The organism is uncultured Roseobacter sp. (genome assembly GCF_947495025.1).
In the GTDB taxonomy this organism is placed as follows: Bacteria; Pseudomonadota; Alphaproteobacteria; order Rhodobacterales; family Rhodobacteraceae; genus Roseobacter.
Genome location: NZ_CANLXG010000001.1, coordinates 956,198 through 980,094, shown reverse-complemented (window position 1 = coordinate 980,094; position 23,897 = coordinate 956,198). Strand labels below are relative to the sequence as shown.

General features: G+C 60.6%; 23 protein-coding genes. 13 read left to right on the top strand and 10 right to left on the bottom strand.

The annotated features are described in order from the left end of the window. Positions 1 to 6: 6 nt before the first annotated feature. The 6 genes from Q0792_RS04735 to Q0792_RS04710 form a co-directional block, all read right to left on the bottom strand. Positions 7 to 777 (bottom strand): SDR family NAD(P)-dependent oxidoreductase, encoded by a 771-nt coding sequence (locus Q0792_RS04735; RefSeq protein WP_298836932.1) that lies wholly within the window; start codon positions 775 to 777, stop codon positions 7 to 9. Between the two features lie 42 nt (positions 778 to 819). Continuing rightward, positions 820 to 2,904: an alpha-galactosidase gene (locus Q0792_RS04730; RefSeq protein WP_298836930.1), complete on the bottom strand. Its 2,085-nt coding sequence runs from the start codon at positions 2,902 to 2,904 to the stop codon at positions 820 to 822. Then, positions 2,901 to 3,749, bottom strand: a complete 849-nt coding sequence (locus tag Q0792_RS04725; RefSeq protein ID WP_298836928.1) for a carbohydrate ABC transporter permease — start codon at positions 3,747 to 3,749, stop codon at positions 2,901 to 2,903. Before Q0792_RS04725 ends, Q0792_RS04730 begins: the two co-directional genes overlap by 4 nt. A 1-nt stretch (position 3,750) precedes the next feature. Then, positions 3,751 to 4,098, bottom strand: a complete 348-nt coding sequence (locus tag Q0792_RS04720) for an MmcQ/YjbR family DNA-binding protein (protein ID WP_298836926.1) — start codon at positions 4,096 to 4,098, stop codon at positions 3,751 to 3,753. Beyond that, entirely contained in the window at positions 4,095 to 5,018 is a 924-nt protein-coding gene (locus Q0792_RS04715) for a carbohydrate ABC transporter permease (protein WP_298836924.1), read from the bottom strand. Before Q0792_RS04715 ends, Q0792_RS04720 begins: the two co-directional genes overlap by 4 nt. A 122-nt stretch (positions 5,019 to 5,140) precedes the next feature. Beyond that, positions 5,141 to 6,397, bottom strand: a complete 1,257-nt coding sequence (locus Q0792_RS04710; RefSeq protein ID WP_298836922.1) for an ABC transporter substrate-binding protein — start codon at positions 6,395 to 6,397, stop codon at positions 5,141 to 5,143. A 217-nt stretch (positions 6,398 to 6,614) separates the two neighbouring features. On the opposite strand from Q0792_RS04710, the gene Q0792_RS04705 reads away from it, so the two are divergent. The 11 genes from Q0792_RS04705 to Q0792_RS04655 all read left to right on the top strand — a co-directional run bounded on the left by Q0792_RS04705 (position 6,615) and on the right by Q0792_RS04655 (position 17,497). Then, complete coding sequence (locus Q0792_RS04705) at positions 6,615 to 7,406, top strand: IclR family transcriptional regulator (protein WP_298836920.1); 792 nt, start codon at positions 6,615 to 6,617, stop codon at positions 7,404 to 7,406. Positions 7,407 to 7,409: 3 nt separating this feature from the next. Further along, positions 7,410 to 8,468: an ABC transporter ATP-binding protein gene (locus tag Q0792_RS04700; protein WP_298836919.1), complete on the top strand. Its 1,059-nt coding sequence runs from the start codon at positions 7,410 to 7,412 to the stop codon at positions 8,466 to 8,468. Between the two features lie 330 nt (positions 8,469 to 8,798). Further along, positions 8,799 to 10,418, top strand: a complete 1,620-nt coding sequence (locus Q0792_RS04695) for an AMP-binding protein (RefSeq protein ID WP_298836917.1) — start codon at positions 8,799 to 8,801, stop codon at positions 10,416 to 10,418. Then, positions 10,415 to 11,236, top strand: a complete 822-nt coding sequence (locus Q0792_RS04690; protein ID WP_298836915.1) for a tryptophan 2,3-dioxygenase family protein — start codon at positions 10,415 to 10,417, stop codon at positions 11,234 to 11,236. Before Q0792_RS04695 ends, Q0792_RS04690 begins: the two co-directional genes overlap by 4 nt. Beyond that, a complete protein-coding gene (gene kynU / locus Q0792_RS04685; protein ID WP_298836913.1) occupies positions 11,237 to 12,427 on the top strand; it encodes a kynureninase in 1,191 nt (396 codons plus the stop codon). 71 nt (positions 12,428 to 12,498) lie between these two features. Then, positions 12,499 to 13,647, top strand: coding sequence for an ABC transporter substrate-binding protein (locus Q0792_RS04680; protein WP_298836911.1), 1,149 nt, complete (start codon positions 12,499 to 12,501; stop codon positions 13,645 to 13,647). 88 nt (positions 13,648 to 13,735) lie between these two features. Further along, positions 13,736 to 14,653, top strand: coding sequence for a branched-chain amino acid ABC transporter permease (locus Q0792_RS04675; RefSeq protein WP_298836909.1), 918 nt, complete (start codon positions 13,736 to 13,738; stop codon positions 14,651 to 14,653). 1 nt (position 14,654) lies between these two features. After that, positions 14,655 to 15,638 (top strand): branched-chain amino acid ABC transporter permease, encoded by a 984-nt coding sequence (locus Q0792_RS04670; RefSeq protein WP_298836907.1) that lies wholly within the window; start codon positions 14,655 to 14,657, stop codon positions 15,636 to 15,638. Continuing rightward, a complete protein-coding gene (locus Q0792_RS04665) occupies positions 15,631 to 16,386 on the top strand; it encodes an ABC transporter ATP-binding protein (RefSeq protein ID WP_298836905.1) in 756 nt (251 codons plus the stop codon). The genes Q0792_RS04670 and Q0792_RS04665 overlap by 8 nt, the downstream gene beginning before the upstream one ends. After that, positions 16,383 to 17,072, top strand: a complete 690-nt coding sequence (locus Q0792_RS04660; RefSeq protein ID WP_298836904.1) for an ABC transporter ATP-binding protein — start codon at positions 16,383 to 16,385, stop codon at positions 17,070 to 17,072. Before Q0792_RS04665 ends, Q0792_RS04660 begins: the two co-directional genes overlap by 4 nt. A 29-nt stretch (positions 17,073 to 17,101) precedes the next feature. Then, a complete protein-coding gene (locus tag Q0792_RS04655; protein ID WP_298836902.1) occupies positions 17,102 to 17,497 on the top strand; it encodes a RidA family protein in 396 nt (131 codons plus the stop codon). A gap of 2 nt (positions 17,498 to 17,499) precedes the next feature. On the opposite strand, the gene Q0792_RS04650 is transcribed toward Q0792_RS04655, so the two are convergent. The 3 genes from Q0792_RS04650 to Q0792_RS04640 are packed head-to-tail and all read right to left on the bottom strand — an operon-like array spanning position 17,500 to position 19,540. Next, complete coding sequence (locus Q0792_RS04650) at positions 17,500 to 18,285, bottom strand: metal ABC transporter permease (RefSeq protein ID WP_298836899.1); 786 nt, start codon at positions 18,283 to 18,285, stop codon at positions 17,500 to 17,502. Beyond that, positions 18,285 to 19,061 carry a metal ABC transporter ATP-binding protein gene (locus Q0792_RS04645; RefSeq protein ID WP_298836897.1) on the bottom strand — a complete coding sequence of 259 codons (777 nt, stop codon included), beginning with the start codon at positions 19,059 to 19,061 and terminating at the stop codon, positions 18,285 to 18,287. Before Q0792_RS04645 ends, Q0792_RS04650 begins: the two co-directional genes overlap by 1 nt. Further along, positions 19,058 to 19,540: a Fur family transcriptional regulator gene (locus Q0792_RS04640; protein ID WP_298836893.1), complete on the bottom strand. Its 483-nt coding sequence runs from the start codon at positions 19,538 to 19,540 to the stop codon at positions 19,058 to 19,060. Before Q0792_RS04640 ends, Q0792_RS04645 begins: the two co-directional genes overlap by 4 nt. 79 nt (positions 19,541 to 19,619) lie before the next feature. Between Q0792_RS04640 and Q0792_RS04635 the strand changes: the two genes are divergently transcribed. Together Q0792_RS04635 and Q0792_RS04630 are read left to right on the top strand one after the other, a co-directional pair. Beyond that, positions 19,620 to 20,750, top strand: coding sequence for a zinc ABC transporter substrate-binding protein (locus tag Q0792_RS04635; RefSeq protein WP_298836891.1), 1,131 nt, complete (start codon positions 19,620 to 19,622; stop codon positions 20,748 to 20,750). A gap of 116 nt (positions 20,751 to 20,866) precedes the next feature. Further along, a complete protein-coding gene (locus Q0792_RS04630; protein ID WP_298836889.1) occupies positions 20,867 to 21,679 on the top strand; it encodes a methyltransferase domain-containing protein in 813 nt (270 codons plus the stop codon). Positions 21,680 to 21,805: 126 nt separating this feature from the next. On the opposite strand, the gene Q0792_RS04625 is transcribed toward Q0792_RS04630, so the two are convergent. Then, the gene (locus tag Q0792_RS04625) at positions 21,806 to 23,830 is read right to left on the bottom strand and encodes a PhoX family phosphatase (RefSeq protein WP_298836888.1); all 2,025 of its coding nucleotides are present in this window, start codon (positions 23,828 to 23,830) and stop codon (positions 21,806 to 21,808) included. Positions 23,831 to 23,897 lie beyond the last annotated feature (67 nt).

The window sequence follows — 23,897 nt, the reverse complement described above, 5'->3', positions numbered from 1 at the left end:
CGCTGCTTATCCGGTGGTTACCACGCCGCCGTCAACAACCATACACTGGCCGGTCATCATCCGGCTTGCCTCTGAGGCAAGAAAAAGCGTGGCGTCGACGATATCCTGCGGCACGAGGTGAGTCTTCAGGCACTGTCGTTCAAGATGTGCCGCCAGACCTTCCGGCGTGGCCCATTTGTCGAGCTGTTTCTGCGTCAGCACCCAGCCAGGCGCCAGGGCGTTTACACGCACGCCGTCCGGACCGAGTTCACGGGCAAGGCTGCGGGTCATGGCCGTTATGCCACCGTTTGCCGCGGTATAGGCCGGGTAACCTGCGTTACCCATCATATAGCTGATGGAACTGAAGTTGATGATCGATCCGGCCCCGCGGGCAATCATCCCCGGTGCAACCGCCTGGGCGGCAAAGAGATAGGCCTTGAGGTTCACCGCAAGCAGGCTGTCCCATTCCCCGGGTGTCAGCTCCAGCCAGTTGTGACGTTTGTCATTGGCGGCATTGGATACCAGCACCTGAACAGGGCCGTGGGCCGCGGCGGCCTCGGCAATGGTACCGCGCAGCCTGTCCGTATCGGTAATGTCCCCCTGAAAAAACAGCGGCGCACGTCCGTGTTTTTCGGCCATCTGTTCTACGAACGCGCTGGCATCCGAGCGGCCGATAAAAGCCACCTGCGCGCCCTGCGCCATAAAGCCGTCCGTCAGGTCTGCGCCGATGCCGGACCCACCGCCCGTAATATAGACGGATGCGCCTTTCAGATCGTGAAATGTTGCAGTCTGGGACATTGGAGAGCCTTGTTGTAAGAGGGCGCGAAAAGCGTCGGCCGGTCAGAGCCGCCGCCCTTCAAGCACCCACATGGTTTCAGGGAAATGCCAGGGCAGGGTCAGCCCGTTGTGCATCAGCGCCGTCCCGGTCAGGGTGACAGCACCGTCTTTCAGTCGCAGCTTGCCGCGTGACAGCGCCGGGGCAGAGGCACGGTTAACGAGGCTGACCTCGTAGCGTGCCTGCGGGTCCAGTCGGGTCATCCGCAACGGGCGCGGCGCGATCTGCGGCGATGTGCCGGACTTGCCGGCAAACACGACAAACCTGCTGCCATCACGGGCCTGTTGTTGTTCGGCGATCACCGACGCGTCCGAGGCGTCCAGCCGCAGGATATCTGCATCATACATCCAGTCGCGGTTGTCTTTCCACCATCCGGTAACCTCGCGCAGCACACTGGCCTCGTGGTCGGTCAGTTCGCGCGGGTCCATCTCGAACCCCATATGACGCTGGGCGGCGACCCACGCGCGGAATTCAATATCCAGGGTGCGCCCGGAGGTATGACAGTGGCGCGGCCCCACATGGCTGCCGGTGACAACGGAGGGCAGATAGAGTGCTGCGTTGTGCTGCATGATCAGCCGCTCCAGCGCATCATTACTGTCTGACAGCCAGACACGCTGTGTCCGGCTCAGGATGCCGAAATCAATCCGGCCACCGCCGGACGCGCAGCTTTCGATCTCCACATGCGGAAAATCAGCACGCAGCCGGTCGATCAGCGCATAGGAGCCGCGTGTCTGAGCGGCATCCGGCATCGGCAGAACACGGTTGTGGTCCCACTTGATATAGTCGATCGGATGCGCAGCCAGCAGGGCGCCGATGCGGTCATAGAGAAAATCGCGCACCTCTTGCAGCGCCATGTTCAGCGCCTTCTGCTGCCGGCCAAGGATCTGGTCTTCAGACCCCAGCGCCCAGTCCGGATGGGCGCGGTGAATGTTGCTGTTGGGATTGATCATCTCCGGCTCAAACCAGATACCGAATGTCATACCCTCGGCGTGGACGTGATCAATCAGTGGCCCCAGACCGTCCGGGTATTTGCGCGGATCGACCTCCCAGTCTGACAGGCTGGAGGTGTCATCGTCCCGCTGACCGAACCAGCCGTCATCCAGCACGAACCGTTCCGCGCCAAGGCTGGCGGCGCGAGTCGCAATATCCTTGAGCTTGGGCAGGTCATGGTCAAAATAGACCGCTTCCCAGCAGTTATAATGCACCGGACGCGGGCGACCGCTGTCGGTCCAGGTCACGATTCGGTCGCGCAGATGGCGCTGGAAGGAAACAGCACAGCCGTTCAGACCGTCCGAGGAATAGACCGCATACAGCGGTGCCGTGCGGAATTCAGTGGCCGGCGCCGTTTCCATACGGGCGGCGTGACCAAACTGGATCTGACGGCGTCCGTCTGGCAGCTCTTCGGCGATCATGCGGTGCCCGCCAGACCAGCCATAGTGAAAGGCAAAGGTCTCGCCGGTAGCATTGGTGGCCCCGCGTGCGGGCACCATCAGACCGGGAAAGTGTTCGTGCCCCGTCCGCCCGGTGCGGTTCTCGCGGTAGCGGATACCGGGTGACCACGCGGTCCGGTTCATCTGAAACTCGCCGCACCAGCGCCCGGCGAAATCGATCATATCGTCCGAATGCTGGGGCGCCGGCAATACGGGGGCCGCGAGCCAGTGCAGGTGCAATGGCCTGTCAGCGTGCAGCCGGGCGCTCATTTCGATTACATGGGTTTCCGGGTCCAGCGAAAACCGCGCCTCATACGTCAGCCGGTTTGCGGTATCCTCGCAGACCACGGTCAGCGCCTGCGGCGCCTCGTTGACCTCTTTCAGTCTGAACTTGGGCAGCAGCGGTGTGCCGTCCTGGTCGCGCACCACCAGACCCGGCTGGCCGGGAAAGCTGCGTGATGCTTCGGGACAGATCGACAGATCCGGGTTCTCGTCCAGCATGCCGCCCGTGACATCCAGCGTGGCGGTCTGCACCAGCTGGGTCAGGTCCTCGGATGCGGGCAGGGGCGCGCCCCAGTAAATCACCTGTGGGCACAGCCCACCTGTAGAGGCGAGCGCCAGCGTCTGGCGCTCGTCATCCAGCCGCCAGCTTTGTGTCACTTTACGGCCCCCAGGGTCAGACCTGCAATAAAGTGCCGCTGCATCAGGAAGAACATCAGCACCGGTGGCAGGGCAGCCACGATCGAGCCCGCGCTCATCAGATGATAGGCGGCGCGGAACTGGGCGTTAAACGAGGTGATACCGGCAGTTACTGGCTGGCTTTCCGGCCCCTGCGTCAGCACCACGGCCCAGAAATAGTCGTTCCAGATAAAGGTAAAGATCAGCACGCTGAGCGCGGCGATCGCAGGTTTCATCAGCGGGATCACCACATACCAGAAGATTTTCCATTCTGCGATGCCCTCGACGCGCGCCGCCTCGATCAGCTCGTACGGCAGAGCGCGGATGAAATTGCGCATAAACAGCGTGCAGAAGCCGGTCTGGAACGCGACGTGAAAGAGCACGAGGCCGGTCTTGGTATTGTAGAGCCCCATGTCCAGCGTCAGATCCCGCACCGGTACCATCAGGATTTGAAAGGGCACAAAGTTGCCCGCCACGAACATAAAGAAAATCCAGATGTTGGATTTGAATTTGTAGACGCCCAGAGCGAACCCCGCGAGGCAGGAAAGCGCCACGGCACCGATCACGGTAGGTACCGTGATAAAGACCGAGTTCAGCATGTAACGCGGCATGTCCGAGTTGAAGAAAACCTGCCCGTAGTTGGCAAAAAGCTCGAAAGACGACGGCATTCCCCAGTAATTGCCCTGGGTGAAATCAGATGCCGGTTTGATTGAGAAGATCGCCACGGCGATAAGCGGCAAAAGCCACATGATCAGTGCAAGAGGCAGCAGTGACTGATAGGTCAGCTGCCAGGAACGGGGTGTTTTTTCGATCGGTGTCGGAAACATATCAGAGCGCCTCCCGGACGGATTTTGACAGACCACGTCGTATTGTGTCGTAGCTGATGGCAATGCGGTGCTGTGCTTCGTCTTCCTCAAGAGTGGGAAGGTCGAGCTGCACCCAGGACCGGTGGAAGTAAGGAGCCTTTTTTGCGGCACCTGCGTCGATCAGCATGGCAGCGGTGTCCGTGTCAGGGCATTTCACCGCAACATGTTCTGTATTCACGCTGCGTTTCTCTTCGTGGCCAAAGCAGGCAAACATCTTGCCGCCTACTTTCCAGGCGTCGAGTTCGCCGGGCCCGGACAGGACCGCCCCGGGGTGCTCTGCACAGAGATCATCGAACTCCGGACGGGTCATCGGCGCTTCTCCTCGGACCACATGGACCACAGGAAATATGCGATAAAGACCAGCATAATCAGGAACAGCACAACCGCAATCGCGGCGCCATAGCCCATGCGGAACCCGTATTCCGACAGCGCTTTCTCAAACATATAGAACGACAGCACGCGCGTCTGACCGAAAGGACCACCGTTGGTCATGATCGAGATAAGGTCAAAGGAACGGAGTGCGCCGATAATTGTCACGACAAAGGCAATAAACGTCGCAGGCTTGAGCTGCGGGATGATGATGTACCACAGCATCTTCCAGCCCTTGGCATTGTCCAGCCGTCCTGCTTCGATCTGCTCGGGGTCCACAGCGTTCAGACCGGTCAGATAGAGGATCATGCAATATGCCGTCTGGGGCCAGAGCCCTGCAGCGATGATGCCATAGGTGGCCATCGTGGGATCACCCAGAACGTTGACCGGACCCAGACCGACAAGGCCCAGGACACCGTTCAGCAGCCCCTCGTTCGGCAGGTAAAACCACGAGAACACCAGGCCGACAACGACCTGAGACAGAACAAAGGGAAAGAAGAACAGGGACTTGTAGATGCGGATGCCCGTCACGGTCTGGTTCAGGAAGAGCGCGATAAAGAGCCCGCCCGGAATCGCCAGCAGGTAAAACAGCAACCATTTCAGGTTGTTCCAGAGCGAGACCTCAAAGGCGCTGTCATCCATCAGTTCGACATAATTGGCCATGCCGACGTATTGTGCCTCTCCCAGCCCGTCCCAGTCGTAAAAAGAGATCGCGATCGACTGGTAGATCGGCCAGATCACATAGAACGCAAAGAACAGGATCGCAGGGGCGAGAAAGAGCCAGGGTGTCACCGCAATCTCATTGCGCTTGTACCAGCTGCGCTGTGGTGCGGCGACCTGTTGTGCCGGTGTATCGGTCATGGCGGGTTCTCCTCCCAGAGTGGATACGGGACAGGCGGCAAAGCGGGCAGGGCGGGCCCGCGCTGGCGGCTGCGCCGGTCAGCGGTGGGCCCGGGCACCGAAGCGCCCGGGCCGGAACCGGGTTACTTGTAAACCCGCTCCTGTACCTTATCGAGGCGTGCCAGGATGTCGTCCAGGTTATCCGGGAAGACCATGAATTCCTGCAGACCCTGCATGGCTTCAGCAGCCATTTCGGCCGGGAAGTCGCGGTCAAAGAACTGGGCTACACCACCGGGGCTGTTCTGGGACAGCATGGTGAAGCCTTCGTTCAGGAACTTGTCATCATCCACGGCGGACTGCGCGTTTACGGGCAGCTGGCCCAGGTTCGCGCCGTTGTTGATCTCTGTCTGCACGTTGGCAGACACAACAAACCGCAGGAACTCGCGCGCGGCTTCCTTGTTGGAGGCGTTTGCCGGGATGTGGAACGTGTCGGTCGGCGCGTCTTCTGCCAGTTCAACGTTCGGGTTGATTGCCGGGAACTGGTAGAAGTCCAGCTTGCTGTCATCCAGACCTGCCTCGCGCAGCGGTGCGACGGCAAAGTTGCCCTTGAGGATCGCTGCTGCCTCACCGTTCACGATGAAGGGGAGCGATTCCTGCCAGGAGTAGTTCTGGTGGTTGTCAACAAAAGCACCCATGTCGATGAGCTGACGCCAGTTGGCGAAGGTCTCTTTGACGCGGTCGTCTGTCCATTTCACGTTGCCCTGGGCCAGTTCCATGTGGAAATCAAAGCCGTGGGTCCGCATGTTGAGATAGTCAAACCAGCCGCCTGCGGTCCACAGGAACTTGGTGCCGATGGTGTAGCACTTGCGGCCCGAATCAACGATCGCCTGGCAGTTGGACTTCATCTCGTCAAAGTTGGACGGCTCGTTCAGGCCCAGCTCTTCGTAGATATCTTTGCGGTAATAGATGCCCCACTGGTAGTACGTGTACGGCACACCCCACTGCTTGCCGTCGATGGTCATCGCGCCTTTGGTCGATGCCAGGTTCTCGGCGATCTCAGGCTCGGCCCAGAGGTCAGATACGTCTTCAAAGAGGCCGGCGGACACATAGGGTGTCATGCGGTTTGCTGCATACCAGGTTGCAACGTCCGGGCTGTCTGCCGTCAGGAAGTTCCTGATCTGAGTTTTATAGGCTTCGCGGTCGATCACGGTGGTCGAAATCTCGAGGCCGGGATGCTCTGCGCCGAAGTCCGCGATCATCTTCTCCATAGTCGCACGCGGTGCGGGGTTGGATGTATCGAGGAAAATCTTCAGCTCGCCTGTCAGCTCTGCGGATGCAGCGCCGGCAAGCATGGTGGTTCCTGCCAATGCCATAAGCATAGACTTTGTGGTGAAACGCATGGTGTCCTCCCTAAGGTACGTTTGCGGTTTTGGTCCCCCCTGGTTTCCGCATAATGTGTTCCATTATTTGAAACCAAGTTTTATATATTGAAAACTACACTGCACTCTGCCTACACTGTCAACACTCTTCTTGGAATTGACCGGGAAAGAGCATGGCCCCGGGGAGGTCGCGGCGCAGGGGCGCTGCGGGCGGGGCCCGAGGAGGGAGATGCCTGGTATGTCGGGGGACGGCACCGTAGGCAAAGCGCTGGATGTACTGGACCAGGTGGCCGCATATGGCCGCCCCGTACGATTTGCGACTCTGCTGGCTGAAAGCCGTTTTCCCAAGGCGACTCTGTATCGGTTTTTGCAGACGCTGACCTCACAGGGGATGCTGGAATACGATTCGCACAATCAGACCTATGCGCTGGGCGTACGTCTTGTGCGTCTCGCCCATGCCGCCTGGACCCAGAGCAGCCTGGCACCCATCGCCCGTCCGCTGCTGGACCAGCTCAGCGCCGAAGTGGGGCAGACCGTGCACCTGGCACAGATGGATCATGCGCAGGTCCTTTACGTGGACAAGCGCAACGCGGCCCAGCCTGTCGAGATGTATTCAGACGCGGGCAAGGTTGGCCCCGCTTACTGCACTGGTGTGGGCAAGGCGATGCTCGCGTTTCTGCCGGAGGCTGATCTGGAACCTGTGCTGCGACAGCAGTCTTTCCATCGGTTTACCGACCGGACACTGACCAGCAGCGAAACGCTTTGCGCCGAACTGCGCCGGATCCGGGCCCGTGGCTATGCCTTTGACGATGAAGAGCACGAGCCCGGCATCATCTGTATTGCCTACCCGATTCTGACCGATCAGGGCCGCGTGCTGGGCGCGCTGTCCGTGACCGGCTCGACACGTACGACCTCGCTGAACCGGCTGGAGGCGCTCGCGCCCCGGCTTGCCACTGTGGCCCGGTCCATTGCGCGCGATGCGCAGGCCTGGCGGTTCCCGGATTCATTTTTGCAAAATACAGGGACGTAAACCATGACAGGTGTCACGCTTCAGAAAGCCATCAAACGCTATGGTGATGTGCAGGTTATCCACGGGATTGATCTGCAGATTGAGGACGGCGAGTTCTGCGTCTTTGTGGGCCCTTCGGGCTGTGGTAAATCCACGCTTCTGCGGATGATCGCCGGACTGGAGGAAACCACCGAAGGTCAGATGCATATCGGCACGCGTGATGTCACGCATATGGACCCGTCCGAGCGGGGCGTGGCCATGGTCTTTCAGACCTACGCGCTCTATCCGCATATGACAGTCAAGGAAAACATGGGCTTCGGCCTTAAGATGAACGGTGTGCCAAAGGCCGAGATCGACGCCAAGGTCAAAGCGGCCTCTGACGTTCTGAAGCTGGACAGCTATCTGGACCGCAAACCTGCAGCCCTGTCCGGTGGCCAGCGTCAGCGGGTCGCAATTGGCCGTGCAATTGTGCGTGGCCCCGAAGTGTTCCTCTTCGACGAGCCGCTGTCCAACCTTGATGCCGAACTGCGCGTCGAGATGCGGGTCGAGATTGCCCGCCTGCACAAAGAGATCGGCGCCACAATGATCTATGTGACCCACGACCAGGTCGAGGCGATGACCCTGGCGGACAAGATTGTTGTGCTGCGCCTGGGCAAAATCGAACAGGTCGGCGCACCGCTTGAGCTGTATCGAAACCCTGACAACAAGTTTGTTGCGGGCTTTATAGGTTCGCCTGCGATGAATTTCCTTCAGGGAACTGTGGTCGAGGGCGGTGTCGAAGTGCCGGGCCTTGGCCGTACAGTCGCCGTGGAGGCGACGCTGCCCGCGGCTGGCACGGCTGTGACGCTGGGTATCAGGCCAGAGCATCTGGAAGTTCAGATCGGGCAGGGCGCGCTCAAGGCGGAGCTGTCCGAGGCGCTGGGTGGCGTATCCTACCTGCACCTTGATACGCCGAACGGTGAACGGATCATTGTGGAGGAGCGCGGTGATGAACGTGCCAGCGAAGGGGACACAGTTGACGTCACCTTTGAAGCGCGCCGTGCCATGGTGTTTGACGCCAGCACCGAAGCGCGTATCCGCTGATCCGTATACAGGGAAAATGTTTTAGGTTTAAAATATTTTCCCTTGAAGCATTTTGCGACTCATCCTAACGTTCTGTGGGACGGGCACAGGCAGACTGTGCACAGCAGAGGGATGAGCGATGCTGAACTCTTTGTCAGAGCACAAGGCGCCGCGGTTTCGCGGCGCAATCTGCGCGATCCCGGAAAATTGTCGTAAAAATGTAAGCATCGGGTGCAATATTGAATTCTGGCGGCCGGTTCTGGTTGGTTTACGTATGCTCTTCCTCGCGGCCAACCCGCCGAACTGGCATGGTATCAGGTCAGATCCGGCGTTCTGTAAAGGGTGCGTCGCATGATGCAGCCATCCGGTCACCAGGATACTTTCGCGCGGGACAACCTGCCGTCGTCGGAACAGTGGCCGGATCTGCTGCTGGATGGATTTGACTATCCGGATCGCCTGAATGCTGCATCTGAACTGACAGATACCATGGTTCAGCGGGGTTTTGGCGACCACACAGCGCTGATCGGAAACGGACGCCGCCGTACCTACAAAGAGCTTTCCGACTGGACCAACCGGCTGGCGCATGCGCTTGTGTCGGACCTCGGTGTAAGGCCCGGAAACAGGGTGCTGATCCGCTCGGCCAACAACCCTGCAATGGTCGCGTGCTGGCTGGCTGCGACCAAGGCGGGCGCTGTTGTGGTCAACACGATGCCGATGCTGCGGGCGGGGGAGCTCTCCGCCATCGTGGACAAGGCAGAGGTCAGCCATGCGCTCTGCGATACGCGGCTGATGGACGAGCTGACTGCCTGTGCCAAGACAAGCCGGTATCTGAAATCCGTTGTCGGGTTTGACGGTACCTCAAACCACGATGCTGAACTTGATCGCCTCGCTCTGGAAAAGCCGGTCCGGTTTGAGGCCGCTGATACAGCGCAGGATGATGTGGCGCTGCTGGGTTTTACCAGCGGAACGACCGGATCGCCCAAGGCAACAATGCATTTCCACCGCGATCTTCTGATCATTGCCGATGGCTACGCGCGCGAGGTGCTTGGGGTCACGCCCGATGATATCTTTGTCGGCTCGCCGCCGCTGGCCTTTACCTTTGGGCTGGGCGGGCTGGCCATCTTTCCGCTGCGCTTCGGTGCGGCAGCGACGCTGCTCGAAACGGCATCGCCGCCGAATATGATCGAAATCATCGAAAAATACCGTGCGACGGTCTGTTTTACTGCGCCCACCGCCTATCGTGCGATGCTGGCCGCGATGGAAGAGGGCGCTGATCTGTCGAGCCTGCGGGCCGCGGTTTCCGCCGGCGAGACACTGCCCGCACCGGTCTACGAAGATTGGAAGTCAAAAACCGGCAAGCCGATGCTGGACGGAATCGGTGCGACCGAACTGCTGCATATTTTCATATCGAACCGGTTTGACGATCACCGTGCGGCCTGTACCGGTAAACCTGTAACGGGTTACGAGGCGCGCGTTGTGGATGCGCGGGGCGCGGAGGTTCCGCGTGGCACAGTCGGGCGGCTGGCTGTGCGCGGACCCACCGGGTGCCGGTACCTGGCCGATGACCGCCAGGCGGCTTATGTCACGGATGGCTGGAATATTACCGGAGACAGCTTTTACATGGACGCCGAGGGGTATCTGCATTTTGCCGCCCGCAATGATGATATGATCCTCTCGGCCGGCTATAATATCGCAGGCCCGGAAGTAGAGGCCGCTCTTCTGTCACACCCGGCTGTACAGGAATGCGCCGTAGTCGGGCAGCCCGATGAGGCACGAGGCAGCATCGTTCAGGCTCATGTCGTGCTGAACGAAGGAGAGGTCGGAGATTATAATATGATCAGTAATTTACAGGATCATGTTAAAGCGATTATTGCGCCGTACAAATACCCGAGGGACGTGCGTTTCACCAATTCATTGCCAAAGACGGCCACTGGAAAAATCCAGCGATTTGCCCTGCGGTCAGGATCATGACAGACAACCCTGCGTCCGGCGCAAAAATGGATTTCTCCCGGGACATGTCGTACGGCGATTATCTGCGTCTGGAGGCGGTTCTGACTGCACAGCATCCCCGGTCCGATGCGCATGACGAAATGCTGTTTATTGTACAGCACCAGACGTCCGAGTTGTGGATGCGTCTGGCCGTCCACGAACTGCAGGCTGCACGGGAGTCCATTGCCGGCGGCGAACTGCGCCCGGCGTTCAAGATGCTCACGCGGGTCGCCCGTATTTTCGAGCAGCTCAATAACGCCTGGGACGTTCTGCGCACAATGACGCCCAGTGAATACACCGCCTTTCGCCCTGCTCTCGGTAACTCCTCAGGTTTTCAGTCTCATCAGTACCGGCTGATAGAGTTTCTTCTGGGTAACCGGAACCGCAGACTGATGCAGCTTCACGAGCCCAATCCCACCGCCTGGCAGACGCTGGGTGCCGAACTTGATCGTCCCAGCCTCTACCAGGTGTCGCTTTCATTTCTGGCGTCGCGTCTGGAAGACACCGATTACGCTGGCCCGCCAGGCGATGGGCCATGGACTGCGCGCGATGAGGTGCAGCAACAGTGGAAGACGGTCTACGGGGATCCCGCGACGTACTGGGAAGTTTACGAACTTGCCGAAAAGCTGGTTGATCTTGAAGATTACTTCCGTCGCTGGCGTTTCAACCATGTGACAACCGTTGAGCGGGTTATTGGATTTAAGCGGGGTACAGGTGGCACGTCAGGTGTCGGCTACCTGCGAAAGATGCTCGAAGTAGAGCTGTTCCCCGAGCTCTGGCACGTAAGAGGTGTGTTGTAGGTGTCTGATGTAAATAGAAAAAGCCTTTTCCATATTCCTGATGGTGTTATCTACCTCGACGGTAACTCGCTGGGGCCGCTGCCCAGGGCAGTACCGGATGCAATGGCGTCCGTACTGGCGGAGGAATGGGGCAATCTGCTGATCAAAGGGTGGAACGCAGCCGGCTGGATGGAGCAGCCGTCGCGGGTGGGCGATATCGTCGGACGGTTGATCGGTGCCCCCGCACGCTCGGTCGTGATGGGGGATACGCTGTCCATCAAAGTCTACCAGGCCGTTGCTGCGGCCCTCAAAATGCGACCCGGACGAAAGGTTATTCTCTCTGACACCGGTAATTTCCCGACAGATCTCTATATGGTTGAAGGTCTGATCCGCACATTGGACCAGGGGTATGAACTGCAGACCGTCGCACCCGACGACGTAGAATCTGCGATCACCGAAAACGTTGCAGCAGTCATGCTGACCCAGGTCGACTACAGAACAGGTCGCATGCATGACATGAACAGCCTGACGGCGCAGGCCCATGCCAAAGGTGCGGTGATGATCTGGGACCTGGCGCATTCGGCTGGTGCCATCCCGGTTGATCTGTCGGCGAGCAATGCCGAACTGGCGGTTGGCTGTACCTACAAATACCTCAACGGCGGACCCGGCGCGCCTGCGTTTATCTACGTGCGTCCGGATCTTGCCGATACAATAGATCCGGCTCTCAGCGGCTGGCTGGGTCACAGTGAACCCTTTGAATTCAAGCTGAATTATAAACCCGGAGAAGGAATTGAACGGATGCGGGTTGGCACGCCGCCCGTTTTGCAAATGGCCGCTCTGGAGTTTGCAATGAAGGCCTGGGAAGGTGTCGACATGCAGGAAGTGCGTGACGCCTCGGTTGCGCTTCAGGAGCAGTTTATTGCCGGTGTAGAAGGTGCCGTTCCGTCGCTCGAGCTTGTCAGCCCGCGCGACCCGGCCCGCAGGGGCAGCCAGGTCTCCTTCCGGTTTGAGCATGGCTATGCTGCGATGCAGGCTCTGATCCACAACGACATTATCGGAGACTTCAGGGCGCCGGATATCATGCGGTTTGGTTTCACGCCGCTCTATCTTGATGCAGGCGATATTGAAATTGCGGTGGAACGGATCGCCCGGGTCATGCAGGATCGGCTGTGGGACAACCCGAAATTCAAAACGCGCAACAGGGTCACCTGACGCAGTATTCATGGTGCATAAGCATCGACAACAAAAGGACCGGAACGGGTCTGTATAATGGGAGACATGGGATGAAACTGAAATCACTGATACTGGCCGCCGGGCTGGCCGCTGCAGGCAGTTTTGCACTGGCCGACGGCCATGCAGGCAAAGTCAAAGTCGGCATGATAACCACGCTGTCCGGTGGCGGTGCAGGTCTGGGCATTGATGTCCGCGACGGGTTTATGCTGGCGGCGAAGATGGCCGGCAATGACAACCTTGAGGTCGTGATCGAAGATGACCAGCGCAAACCGGAAATTGCGGTGCAGCTTGCCGACAAGATGATTCAGTCGGAAAAAGTCGACGTTATGACCGGTATTATCTGGTCGAACCTGGCGATGGCGGTCGTGCCGGCGGCGACGGCCCAGGGCAAATTCTATCTCTCGCCCAATGCAGGCCCGTCGGCTCTGGCCGGCAAGGGTTGCCACCCGCTTTATTTCAACGTTGCCTGGCAGAACGACAATCTGCACGAGGCTGCAGGGGCTTATGCCAATGATGCAGGCTATAAAAACACCTTTATCCTTGCGCCGAATTACCCCGCCGGGCAGGACGCGCTGACCGGATATAAACGCATGTACGGCGGCGAACTGGCCGGTGAGATCTACACCAAGCTGGGCCAGACGGATTATGCCGCCGAGATCGCCCAGATCCGGGCATCCGGTGCGGATTCGGTGTTCTTCTTCCTGCCCGGTGGCATGGGGATTTCCTTCCTCAAGCAATATGCAGGCTCCGGTGTCGACCTGCCGGTTGTCGGCCCCGCGTTCAGCTTTGATCAGGGCATCCTGCAGGCCGTGGGCGAGGCAGCGCTGGGTGTGAAAAACACCAGCCAGTGGAACAAGGACATCGATAATGCGGCCAACAAGGCCTTCGTCGAGGCCTTCCAGGCAGAATACGGGCGGCTGCCGTCGCTGTATGCCAGCCAGGGGTATGACACCGCCAACCTGCTGCTGAGCGCCATGGCCAAAGCCGATGTCAGCGACGCAGACGCCTTCCGCGCGGCGCTGGCTGCAGCTGAATTCGACTCCGTGCGCGGCGATTTTGCCTTCGGGCCGAACCAGCATCCGGTGCAGGACTTCTATGTCCGCGAGGTGATCAAAGAGGGTGACGTCTTCACCAACAAAATCATCGGTGCCAGCCTGACAGATCACGGTGACGCCTACGCCGCTGACTGCAGCTACTGATCTGACCGCCGCCCGCGGCACCCCGCGGGCGGCTTTTCCCACCATGCATTGACACACCCGCGTCCGCGGGACGGAGAACGCAACCCTCATGTCGACCATTCTGCTCATCGAACAGGTGCTCAACGGGCTGCAGTCCGGTGTGATGCTGTTTCTGATGGCCGCCGGGCTCACGCTGATTTTCGGGGTCATGGGCCTGATCAATCTGGCGCATGGGTCGCTCTATATGGTCGGAGCCTTTGCGGCCGCGGCTGTAGCGGGGGCTACGGGGTCCTTCGTGCTGGCACTCATCGCCAGCCTGGTGGCAGCGGCTGCGGCCGGGGCCGTGGTTGAACTGACGGTGATCCGCCGGCTCTATGACCGTGACCACCTCGATCAGGTGCTGGCCACTTTTGCGCTTATTCTGATCTTCTCAGAGGGGACACGCTGGATTTTCGGATCCTTCCCGCTTTTTCTGGACATTCCTGATGCGCTCGCGGGCCCGGTGATGCTGCCGGGCGGCATTCAGTATCCGCTGTACCGGCTGGTGATCATCGGCGTCGGCCTGGTCGTTGCCATTGGTCTTTTCCAGCTCATCGCCCGTACGCGCATCGGCATCCGCATCCGCGCGGGCGAAAGTGACCGCGAGATGATCGCAGCCCTCGGTGTGGACATCTCGAAACTCTATACGATCGTTTTCGCCCTTGGCGCGGCGCTGGCGGGCCTTGCCGGTGCGCTGGTCGGGGCGATCCAGTCGGTACAGGTCGGTATGGGCGAGCCTGTGCTGATCCTTGCGTTTGTTGTCATTGTGATCGGCGGCATTGGTTCTATCAAAGGTGCACTTGTGGGGGCATTGCTGGTCGGACTGACTGATACTCTCGGCGGGGTGCTGCTGCCGGGTTTCTTTGCAACCTTCATGGAACCGTCCGCGGCCACTGCGGTTGGTTCATCTCTGGCTTCCATGTCCATCTACATCCTTATGGCGGGGGTGCTGCTGTTCCGGCCCACCGGTCTCTACGGGGGTCGCTGAGATGTCGCGCACCGGCCTGATCAATCTGGCATTGTTCGCGATGCTGCCGCTGACGGCAGGCGCTGCACTGATGCTGGACGAGCCGTTTATCATAACGCTCGCAACCAAGGTGGCGATCCTGGCGCTCGCGGGTGTCGGACTGAACATCGCGCTTGGCCTCGGAGGGCTTGTCAGTCTCGGGCACGCGGCGTTTTTCGGGATCGGCGGATACGCAATGGGTATTCTGGCCTCGCACGCACAGAGTTTCGTGCCCCTGATGGAAACGCCGTTTCTGATTGAGGGCACCAGATCCATGCCGGTAATCTGGCTTGTGGCGGTGATTGCAGGCGCGCTGGCGGCGCTGGCAATCGGGGCGCTTTCTTTGCGCACGACGGGGGTTTACTTCATCATGATCACCCTCGCATTCGGCCAGATGCTCTATTATTTCGCGATCAGCTGGCCCGCGTACGGGGGAGAAGACGGGCTGTCGATCTATGTGCGCAATGGTTTTCCCGGCCTGAACACGCTGGACCCCATACAGTTTTTCGGCATCGCCTTTGTCATCCTGGCGCTGGCGCTCTGGGGAGCAGGGCGACTGGCGGCATCGCCATTCGGTCTGGCCCTGTCGGCAGCGCGTCAGAATGAAGCCCGGGTCGAAACTGTCGGTTTGTCACCGTACCGGCTGCGGCTGCTGGCTTTTGTGATCTCGGGCGCGGTCACGGCGCTCGCAGGTGCTCTTTTTGCCGACCTCAACCGGTTTGTCAGCCCGACAATGCTCAGCTGGCAGATGTCCGGAGAGATCATGATCTTTATCATTCTGGGGGGTGTTGGCCGCCTCTATGGCCCTGTTGCCGGTGCGGCACTGTTCATTCTGCTTGAACACGTGCTGGGCGGACTCAGCGATTTCTGGCACGTATATCTGGGGCTTCTGCTGCTGCTTGTGGTGCTCTTTGCCCGGGGCGGTATCATCGGCGCGCTGGCAGGGCGGGAGGTCGCTCATGACTGAACCGTTGCTCCGGACCAAAGGGCTGAACAAGGCGTTTGGCGCGCTGCAGGCAACCGACAATGTCTCGCTCACTCTGCAACCGGGCGAAATTCACGCGCTGATCGGGCCTAACGGCGCGGGTAAATCGACGCTGATCAAACAGATCGCCGGTGGGCTTGCGCCGGACACCGGCCAGATTTTCTTTGATGGACAGGACATAACGGGCCTCTCCACAGTCGCCCGTGCGCGCGCCGGTCTTGGGCGCACTTTCCAGATTTCTGCCCTGGCGATGGAATACACGGTTCTGCAGAACGCGATGCTGGGTGCGCTGGGGCAGGCGGGGACAGTCTGGCGGTTTTTCCGACCCGTAATGCAGGATGCGGCCCTGCGCGGCGCCGCGCAGAATGCTCTGGAGCGGGTGGGACTTGCCGGGCTTGCGACAAGGCGGACGGCAGAACTGAGCCACGGTCAGAGACGCCTGCTGGAAGTCGCGGTGGCTCTGACCCTGAAACCGAGGGCGTTTCTGATGGACGAACCGATGGCGGGTCTGGGCACAGACGGATCTCAGGCGCTGACTGCGTTTCTTGATCAGTTGCGCACAGAGGCGCCGATCCTGCTCGTCGAACATGATATGGACGCGGTGTTCGCGCTGGCAGACCGTATCTCGGTACTGGTTTACGGCCGGATCATTGCCACCGGAACCGCTGCTGAAATCCGCGCCGATGCGCAGGTGCGCGAAGCCTATCTGGGCCAGGAGGAAGGCGCATGAGCTTTCTGAAACTGGATGGTATAACAGCCTCTTACGGACCGGCGCAGGCGCTTTTCGGTGTCGACCTGTCCCTTGCCGAAGGTGAGGTCTGTGCCCTGATGGGCCGCAATGGTATGGGCAAATCGACAACGGTCAGGGTAATCTGCCGGCTTCTCGCCCACAGTGGCGGCAGCGTCACATTCAACAACCGTGATATCGGTGCCCTTCCGCCGCACAAAGCCGCGCGTCTTGGCATCGGGCTGGTGCCCGAAGGGCGGCGCTGTTTCCCGAACCTGACCGTTAGCGAAAACCTGATCGCGGCCGCGCGTCCGGGGGATTGGGATCTTGCGCGGGTGGCGCAGCTTTTCCCCCGGCTGGAAGAGCGTCGCGATCAGATGGCTGTTTCGCTGTCTGGTGGAGAGCAACAGATGCTGGCCATTGGCCGCGCGCTGATGACCAATCCGCGGCTGCTCATCCTCGACGAGGCGACAGAGGGCCTGGCCCCGGTCGTCCGCCAGGAGATCTGGGCTGCTGTCGGACGCCTGAAATCCGAAACCGGAATGGGCATTCTGCTGGTGGACAAATCCATTTCCGAGCTGCGCCTTGTGGCAGACAGGGCCGTTATACTGGAACGCGGTGCCTCTGTATGGTCCGGGGTTATGGCCGATGTGAACCATGCACTGGCTGATCAGTACCTGGGCGTATAACTGCGCCACACACCCGAAAGGAGCCCTCTATGGCGCATCAGATCATTCATCCCAAGGGCTGGAAACCCGCAAAAGGCTACGCCAACGGCATGCTCTGCGCGGATGGTACACTTTATGTCGGCGGGCAGATTGGCTGGACGGCCGAGCAGGTGTTCGAGGCGCATGATTTTATCGGCCAGATGCGCCAGGCGCTGAAAAACATCCGCGATGTGGTGGAAGCCGCCGGCGGCGCGCCCGAACATATCACCCGGCTGACGTGGTATGTCACGGACAAGCAGGAATACCTTGCGGCACAGGCCGATGTCGGAGCGGCGTACCGGGAGGTCATGGGGCGGCATTTCCCCGCGATGACAATGGTGGTCGTTGCGGGGCTTGTCGAAGACGACGCCCGCGTGGAGATAGAAGCCACCGCTGTGATCCGCTGAGGTCAGGCCCGGGCACGCAGCGATTGCGTGATGCAGAACACTGCGGCTGCCAGACTGACAATGGTCGGGCCGGTGGGGGTGTCGAGCGCAAAGGATACAAGCAAACCGCCCAGGGCCGCGCCTGCGCCGATGAGCATGGCGACACATGCCATAGCCTCGGGTGTGCGGGTCAGGGGGCGCGCAGCAGCTGCCGGAATGATCAGCAGGGCCGCGATCAGCAGCGCGCCGACGACTTTAATCGCGACGGCAACCGTCACGGCCAGCGCGAGGGTCAGAACGAGCTGTTCGCGGCGCGGGTTTACCCCGGCGGCCTGCGCCAGATCAGGGCTGAGAGTGGCAGACAACAGCGGCGACCAGCGCCAGGCCATAAGGGCAGTAACGATCGCCGCGCCAGCCCATATCAGTCCCAGGTCGCCGCGTGATACCGCCAGAATATCCCCGACAAGATACCCCATCAGGTCAACGCGCAGACCCGGCACCAGCGAGACTGCAACCAGACCGAGCGCGAGGGCTGCATGGGCAAAAACGCCCAGCAGCGCATCGCTGCTGACACCGCGACCGGTCAGCGCGGTCAGGGCCAGCGCCATTGCCAGTGCAACCGCCAGAACACCGCCGGTGACCGGCAGCTCGAGCGCCAGCGCCAGCGCCACGCCAAGGATCGCGGCGTGGCTGGTCGCATCGCCGAAATAGGCCATGCGACGCCAGACGACGAAACACCCCAGCGGGGCAGCGGCCAGCGCCACGCCCAGACCCGCCAGGGCCGCGCGCACCATAAAATCATCCAGCATTATTCGGCAGCCTCATGGCGGGCAGGGTGGGCGTGTCCGTCATCATGGTCATGATCACAATCCGGCCCGTGGCTGTGGCTGTGTTCATGCCGGTAGAGGGCCAGCGCGCCCTGGGTACCCGTGCCGAACAGCGCCCGGTATTCCGGCGCACTTGCGACGATTTCCGGTGTGCCCTCGCAGCAAATATGCCCGTTTACGCACAGAACCCTGTCAGAGGCCGCCATGACGACATGCAGATCATGACTGACCATCAGGACGGCACAGCCGGTCTGTTGGCGTACGGCTTCGATCTGCTGATAGAAGGCCGCCGCACCAGGCTGATCGAGCCCCTGCGTGGGTTCATCAAGAACCAGCAGTTCGGGGGCATCCAGCAGCGCACGCGCGAGCAGAACCCGCTGGAACTGGCCCCCGGAGAGATCGCGCATCTGCCGCGCGCCCAGATCCGGCACGCCCGCTTCTTCCAGCACTCTGGCCGCCCGGTCTGCCGGAATCCGCCGGGGCAGGCCAAGAAACCTGGTCACTGTCAGCGGCAGTGTTGCGTCGATGGCCAGCGATTGTGGAACATAGCCGATCTTCAGCCTGCCGGAGCGGATGACCCGGCCACTGGCAGGTTGGACAGCACCGATACAGGCGCGGATCAGGCTGGACTTGCCCGACCCGTTCGGACCAACGATCGTCACGATCTCGCCGGGCGCAATGCTGAGATTAACATCGCGCAGCACGGTCTGCCCGCCATACGCGAGGCACAGGCCGGTTGTTTCGATCAGCGCATTCATGGAGCCGGAACCTCCTGGCAGTCGGGGCAGAGACCCTGCGCTTCGACCACGGTGCGTTCAATGTGAAATCCTGTGGCGCGGGCCGCTTCGCCAAGCCGCCCGGAAGCCAGTGCCGTGTTTGCCTCGGCGACGGTATTGCACCCGCGGCAGATCAGAAAGGCAGGTGCATGATCCCCGCCGCTGTGGGTGCAGGCGACGTAAGCGTTCAGTGCTTCTATTTTATGTGCCAGCCCTGCGCTCACCAGAAAATCCAGCGCGCGATAGGCGACAGGTGGCTGCGACCCCAGCCCGTCCTCAGCCAGGCGCGCGAGCAGGTCATAGGCGCCGATGGCGCGGTGTTCGTCCAGCAGGATTTCCAGCGCCCGGCGCCGCACTGGCGTAAAGTTCAGGCTCAGCTCTCTGCAGCGCGCATCGGCCCGCGCCAGCATGTCAGACATGCAGGCGTCGTGGTTCTGACAGGAAAAACCTCTGGCTGGCATCAGAGCTCCGGAAGATTTATGATTGATATGTTATAACATCCCTGATACCCGACCGCTGTTGGTTTCACAAGGGGGCACTATGAAACGTTTAACTGGTCTGACACTCTCCGGTATCCTGTTTGCCGGGGCAGGCGTTGCGGATGCACCACGCGTGGTTACGGACATCGCGCCGGTCCACAGCCTGGTCGCCCAGGTCATGGAAGGGGCTGGTACGCCCGACCTGCTGGTGCCGCCGGGGGTGTCGCCCCATGCCTATGCCATGCGACCGTCCGAGGCACGGGCGCTGTCGCGTGCGGATGTTGTATTCTGGATCGGGCCGTCTCTGACCCCCTGGCTCGAAGCGCCGGTCGAAACGCTGTCCGGATCGGCCCGCCATGAGGCGCTGACAGAGGTGCCCGGCGTGGTGCTGCTGCCGTTCCGCGAGGGTGACAATTTCGAAGGCCATGACCACAGCGACGACCATGCCGCAGAGGGGCATGATGATCATGGGCATGACGACCATGACGATGACCATGCTGATGCCGCGCATGACGAACACGATCACACCGAGGCGCATTCGGACAAGGACCACGACGCGCATCACGACGATGAAAAAGAGCACGACGAGCACGATCACGCAGAGGATCACACCGAAGCCCACAACGATCACGGCGACACCCACGCAGGTCACGACGATCACGCGCACCACGGCACCACCGACCCACACCTCTGGCTGGACCCGGTGAACGCACTGGCCTGGTTGCAGCATATCAGTGCAGTTCTTTCCGCACAGGACCCTGAAAACGCGTCACTTTATGCGGCCAACGCTGAAAAATCAGCGGCGGCTCTGCTGGTGCAGCAACAGGCAATTACCGCGCAGCTGGCTCCTTATGCTGACATTCCTTTCGTGGTTTTCCACGATGCATATCACTATTTCGAGGCGCGGTTCGGTGTGTCTGCGGTGGCGGCGATCACGCTCGCGGATGCCGGTGCCGCCAGTGCGGGCCGTCTGGCCGAGGTGCGCGCATCTGTCCGGCGGACGGGCGCGGCCTGTGCACTCAACGATCCGGCCTCCGGCGAGGGGCTGATTGATGCAGTTTCGTCCGAAGATGGCCTGCGGATTATGACGGCTGATCCGGTCGGTGCAGGTCTGAACCCTGGTACGGGTTTCTATACCGTACTGCTGCAGCAGATCGCCGATGCGCTGAGTGACTGCCTCGGGGGGGCATGACCCGGATACGGGCCAGAACGGGTGACCACTCAATGTGCCCAAAGGCCTGCATTTTTGATTTCGTGACGAAGTGGGACTAGCATGATGCAGCATGATCCACTTCGAAGAGCGAAACCATGTCTGATCCATACTCTGATCTTGGAGCGCAAGATACCGCGCTTCAGGAACGGATTGCAGCAGCGATGGAAGCCCGCTGCCTTGAGCCTGCACAGGTCGCAATTCGTAAAGCCTACCTGAGTGACCTGAAACTCCCCGGCAATGCACGCGCGCTGGAACTGGGATCCGGTACAGGTCATGTCACGAAGGACCTGCTGGATCTCGCAGGCGCAGAAACTGCACATGGTCTGGAACCTTCGCCGGTTATGGTGGCACGGGCGCAGGAAACCTTTGGAGATGACGCGAGGCTGACGTTTGGCATCGGAGACGCCAGGCGCACAGGATTTGAAGACGCCTCATTCGACCTTGTTTTAATGCATACCCTGCTGTGCCATGTGCCCGGCCCCGAAGATGTCGTGCAGGAAGCCTTCCGCATTCTCAAGCCAGGTGGTGTGCTGGCAATCTGTGACGGCGATTACAACACCGCGACGGCGCAGATTGCGGACTTTGATCCACTGGAGCAGCTCATCAGGTTTATGATCAGTCAGAACGTCACAAATCTTTGGATCATGCGACAGATTTCCGGCATGCTTGCCAGCGCAGGCTTCGAGGCCGGAGCGCGCAGAGGTCATGGATACGTTGCCGAGGGCGAAGCGACCTATTTCCTGACAGTCATTGATCGGGGTGCAGATCGCATGGTCGAAGAGCGTTTGCTGTTCCCCGAAACAGCAGAAGCATTGAAAGCTGAGGCAAGACGTCGGGTTTCCGCAAAAACCTTCTTTGGTTTCATGACTTACGTGAGCCAGATCGCGACCAGGCCATTGAACCATTAAGCACTGTCCAGGACCCGACCTCCGTTCGCGACGGACCATTGCGCAGCCTGAGCTCAAGGCGACAACCACAAGGAAAACCCCGCCTCATCACTGAAGCGGGGTTTCGCGTTTTAAAAGCCCCTGCGGTCAGACGGCGATTTTGCCGCCGCCCTGTTTCGTGACCACAACAACCGACGGCCGGGGTGGCATCGCCGGGTCAAAGTCGGGCCAGCGGGTCGCCGGGTCCTCAAAGGTTGAATCGCGCTCGAACCCTTTGAAATCCTTGGTGCCATCTGTGCCCGGGTGCTGTACGGCCAGGAACAGCGTCTCGCCGCTGTCATGGAAGTACGGACCACAAAGCTCACCGCCGATAGGGCAGCGGAAGAAGAGCTTCGAGGTGCCGCGCAACTCGCCGCTGGTCTCCAGCGCATAGAGCCCGTCGGACTTGCCCGTCTTGCCCCAGCCGGAGCCCTGGTCGGTCGAGATCCACAGCCGGCCCTCGGCATCGATGGCGGCGTTGTCGGGCGAGCCGAACCAGCCGTTTTCCGAGGTTTCCGGGTTCCACTGGGCGCCCACTTCGGCAATCGCCGGATCACCGCATTTCACCAGGATCGACCAGGTGCCTGTGGTCGCTGCGTGATCCCCACCTTCCTCTTTGATCTCGATGATATGGCCAAACGAGCTTTCCGCCCGCGGGTTGGCGGCGTTGACCTGATCGGGCTTGCGCCGCGTGTTGTTGGTCAGCATCAGATAGGCCGTGCCATCGGGGCCGGGCTGCGCGTCTTCGGGGCGGTCCATCGGGGTGGCCCCGAGCAGATCCGCGGCGAGGCGCGTGTCGATCATCACATCCGCCTGGCTGTCAAACCCGTTCTCCGCTGTCAGCGGGCCCTCACCATGCACCAGCGGCATCCATTCGACCGTGCCGTCGGCGTCAAAGCGCGCCACATAGAGCGTGCCGTCCGATAGCAGCGAACTGCCAAAGCCCGCGTCGTCCGTCACGGTGCCGTTGGAGACATATTTGTACTGGTAGTCAAAACGGTTGTCGTCGCCCGAATAGACCACCAGCTTGCCGCTCGACGAAATGGTCGTCTCTGCGCCCTCATGGCGGAACCGTCCCAGCGCGGTGTGTTTGATCGGTGCGGCATCAGGGTTGCGCGGGTCCACCTCGACGATCCAGCCCCAGCGGTTGGGCTCATTGGGCTCTTTGTCGATGTTCCAGCGGTCGTGGTACTGACCCCAGGCATACCAGCGGCCCGGCACGCCATAGCGCTTCATGCTGGCGGCTTCCGGCTGTTCCGAGATATCCGGCTTGCCATCTGCATCTACCTTGTCGGTCCAGAAATAGCCGTGGAAGTTCTCTTCGGCCATCAGGTAGGTGCCCCAGGGCGTCATGCCACCCGCACAGTTGTTCACCGTGCCGATCACGGTCATGCCCTCGGGGTCGGCGTTCGTCTGCATCCGGGCATGGCCGGCGGCGGGGCCGCTTATGGTCATCTCGGTGCTGTGCGGGGTGATGCGGCGGTTGTACCGGCTGTCGCGCACCAGCGCCCATTTGCCATCGTCTCCCTGCGCGATCTCCACGACGCTGCCCCCGTGGGCGGCCATCTCGATGTCGACCAGCTCTTTGGTCATCCCTTCAAAACCGGCGCGGTCCTGGCGGCCAAGGCCGGGGAACATCACTTCCTCGTTGGTGTATTCGTGGTTTACACAGAGCAGGCCGCGCGTGCCTTCGTCGTTCAGGGCGGTAAAGCCCACATAGTCATTGTTATACCCAAACTGCTTCAGCTGTGCCTCGGCGGTCTGGTTCATCACGTCGAACTCGGGTGCGTCCGCCGTGATCGGATCGCCCCAGCGCAGCAGGATGTCGGCGTTGTAGCCTTCCGCGATATGGTGCTCTTCGTCGTTCCCCCAGGTCAGCTCCTCAAAGTTGTAACGGCCACCCGCGGCGGCAGAGGCCTGCTTTGGCGCGATCATTGCAGAGGTCCCGAACAGTGCGGTTGTGGCGCTGACGCCAAGGATGCCTTTCATCACGTCGCGGCGGCCGTAACGGGCGTTAATCACGTCCCCGATGGTGCGGCCCAGGTTGGGGTTTGTCGGAATGTCGTCAAAGGCCTCAAACGCTTCTGCTTTGTTGCCGTGTGCCGGGTCATCGATAATCTTTTTGCGGTCCATTTCTGGCTCCCTTGCTGGAAATGTATGGCGATCCCGCAGCCGGCGAATCCCGGGCTGCGCAGGTCTG

Excerpts from the sequence above, each read along its gene's own strand:
- Q0792_RS04650 (WP_298836899.1), bottom strand. The coding sequence starts at position 18,285 with ATGCTGGATGATTTTATGGTGCGCGCGGCCCTGGCGGGTCTGGGCGTG.
- Q0792_RS04715 (WP_298836924.1), bottom strand. The coding sequence starts at position 5,018 with ATGACCGATACACCGGCACAACAGGTCGCCGCACCACAGCGCAGCTGG.
- Q0792_RS04710 (WP_298836922.1), bottom strand. The coding sequence starts at position 6,397 with ATGCGTTTCACCACAAAGTCTATGCTTATGGCATTGGCAGGAACCACC.
- Q0792_RS04705 (WP_298836920.1), top strand. The coding sequence starts at position 6,615 with ATGTCGGGGGACGGCACCGTAGGCAAAGCGCTGGATGTACTGGACCAG.
- Q0792_RS04660 (WP_298836904.1), top strand. The coding sequence starts at position 16,383 with ATGAGCTTTCTGAAACTGGATGGTATAACAGCCTCTTACGGACCGGCG.
- Q0792_RS04680 (WP_298836911.1), top strand. The coding sequence starts at position 12,499 with ATGAAACTGAAATCACTGATACTGGCCGCCGGGCTGGCCGCTGCAGGC.
- Q0792_RS04665 (WP_298836905.1), top strand. The coding sequence starts at position 15,631 with ATGACTGAACCGTTGCTCCGGACCAAAGGGCTGAACAAGGCGTTTGGC.
- Q0792_RS04675 (WP_298836909.1), top strand. The coding sequence starts at position 13,736 with ATGTCGACCATTCTGCTCATCGAACAGGTGCTCAACGGGCTGCAGTCC.
- Q0792_RS04720 (WP_298836926.1), bottom strand. The coding sequence starts at position 4,098 with ATGACCCGTCCGGAGTTCGATGATCTCTGTGCAGAGCACCCCGGGGCG.
- Q0792_RS04645 (WP_298836897.1), bottom strand. The coding sequence starts at position 19,061 with ATGAATGCGCTGATCGAAACAACCGGCCTGTGCCTCGCGTATGGCGGG.
- Q0792_RS04630 (WP_298836889.1), top strand. The coding sequence starts at position 20,867 with ATGTCTGATCCATACTCTGATCTTGGAGCGCAAGATACCGCGCTTCAG.
- Q0792_RS04700 (WP_298836919.1), top strand. The coding sequence starts at position 7,410 with ATGACAGGTGTCACGCTTCAGAAAGCCATCAAACGCTATGGTGATGTG.
- Q0792_RS04635 (WP_298836891.1), top strand. The coding sequence starts at position 19,620 with ATGAAACGTTTAACTGGTCTGACACTCTCCGGTATCCTGTTTGCCGGG.
- Q0792_RS04735 (WP_298836932.1), bottom strand. The coding sequence starts at position 777 with ATGTCCCAGACTGCAACATTTCACGATCTGAAAGGCGCATCCGTCTAT.
- Q0792_RS04690 (WP_298836915.1), top strand. The coding sequence starts at position 10,415 with ATGACAGACAACCCTGCGTCCGGCGCAAAAATGGATTTCTCCCGGGAC.
- Q0792_RS04695 (WP_298836917.1), top strand. The coding sequence starts at position 8,799 with ATGATGCAGCCATCCGGTCACCAGGATACTTTCGCGCGGGACAACCTG.
- Q0792_RS04655 (WP_298836902.1), top strand. The coding sequence starts at position 17,102 with ATGGCGCATCAGATCATTCATCCCAAGGGCTGGAAACCCGCAAAAGGC.
- Q0792_RS04725 (WP_298836928.1), bottom strand. The coding sequence starts at position 3,749 with ATGTTTCCGACACCGATCGAAAAAACACCCCGTTCCTGGCAGCTGACC.
- Q0792_RS04670 (WP_298836907.1), top strand. The coding sequence starts at position 14,655 with ATGTCGCGCACCGGCCTGATCAATCTGGCATTGTTCGCGATGCTGCCG.
- Q0792_RS04625 (WP_298836888.1), bottom strand. The coding sequence starts at position 23,830 with ATGGACCGCAAAAAGATTATCGATGACCCGGCACACGGCAACAAAGCA.
- Q0792_RS04640 (WP_298836893.1), bottom strand. The coding sequence starts at position 19,540 with ATGCCAGCCAGAGGTTTTTCCTGTCAGAACCACGACGCCTGCATGTCT.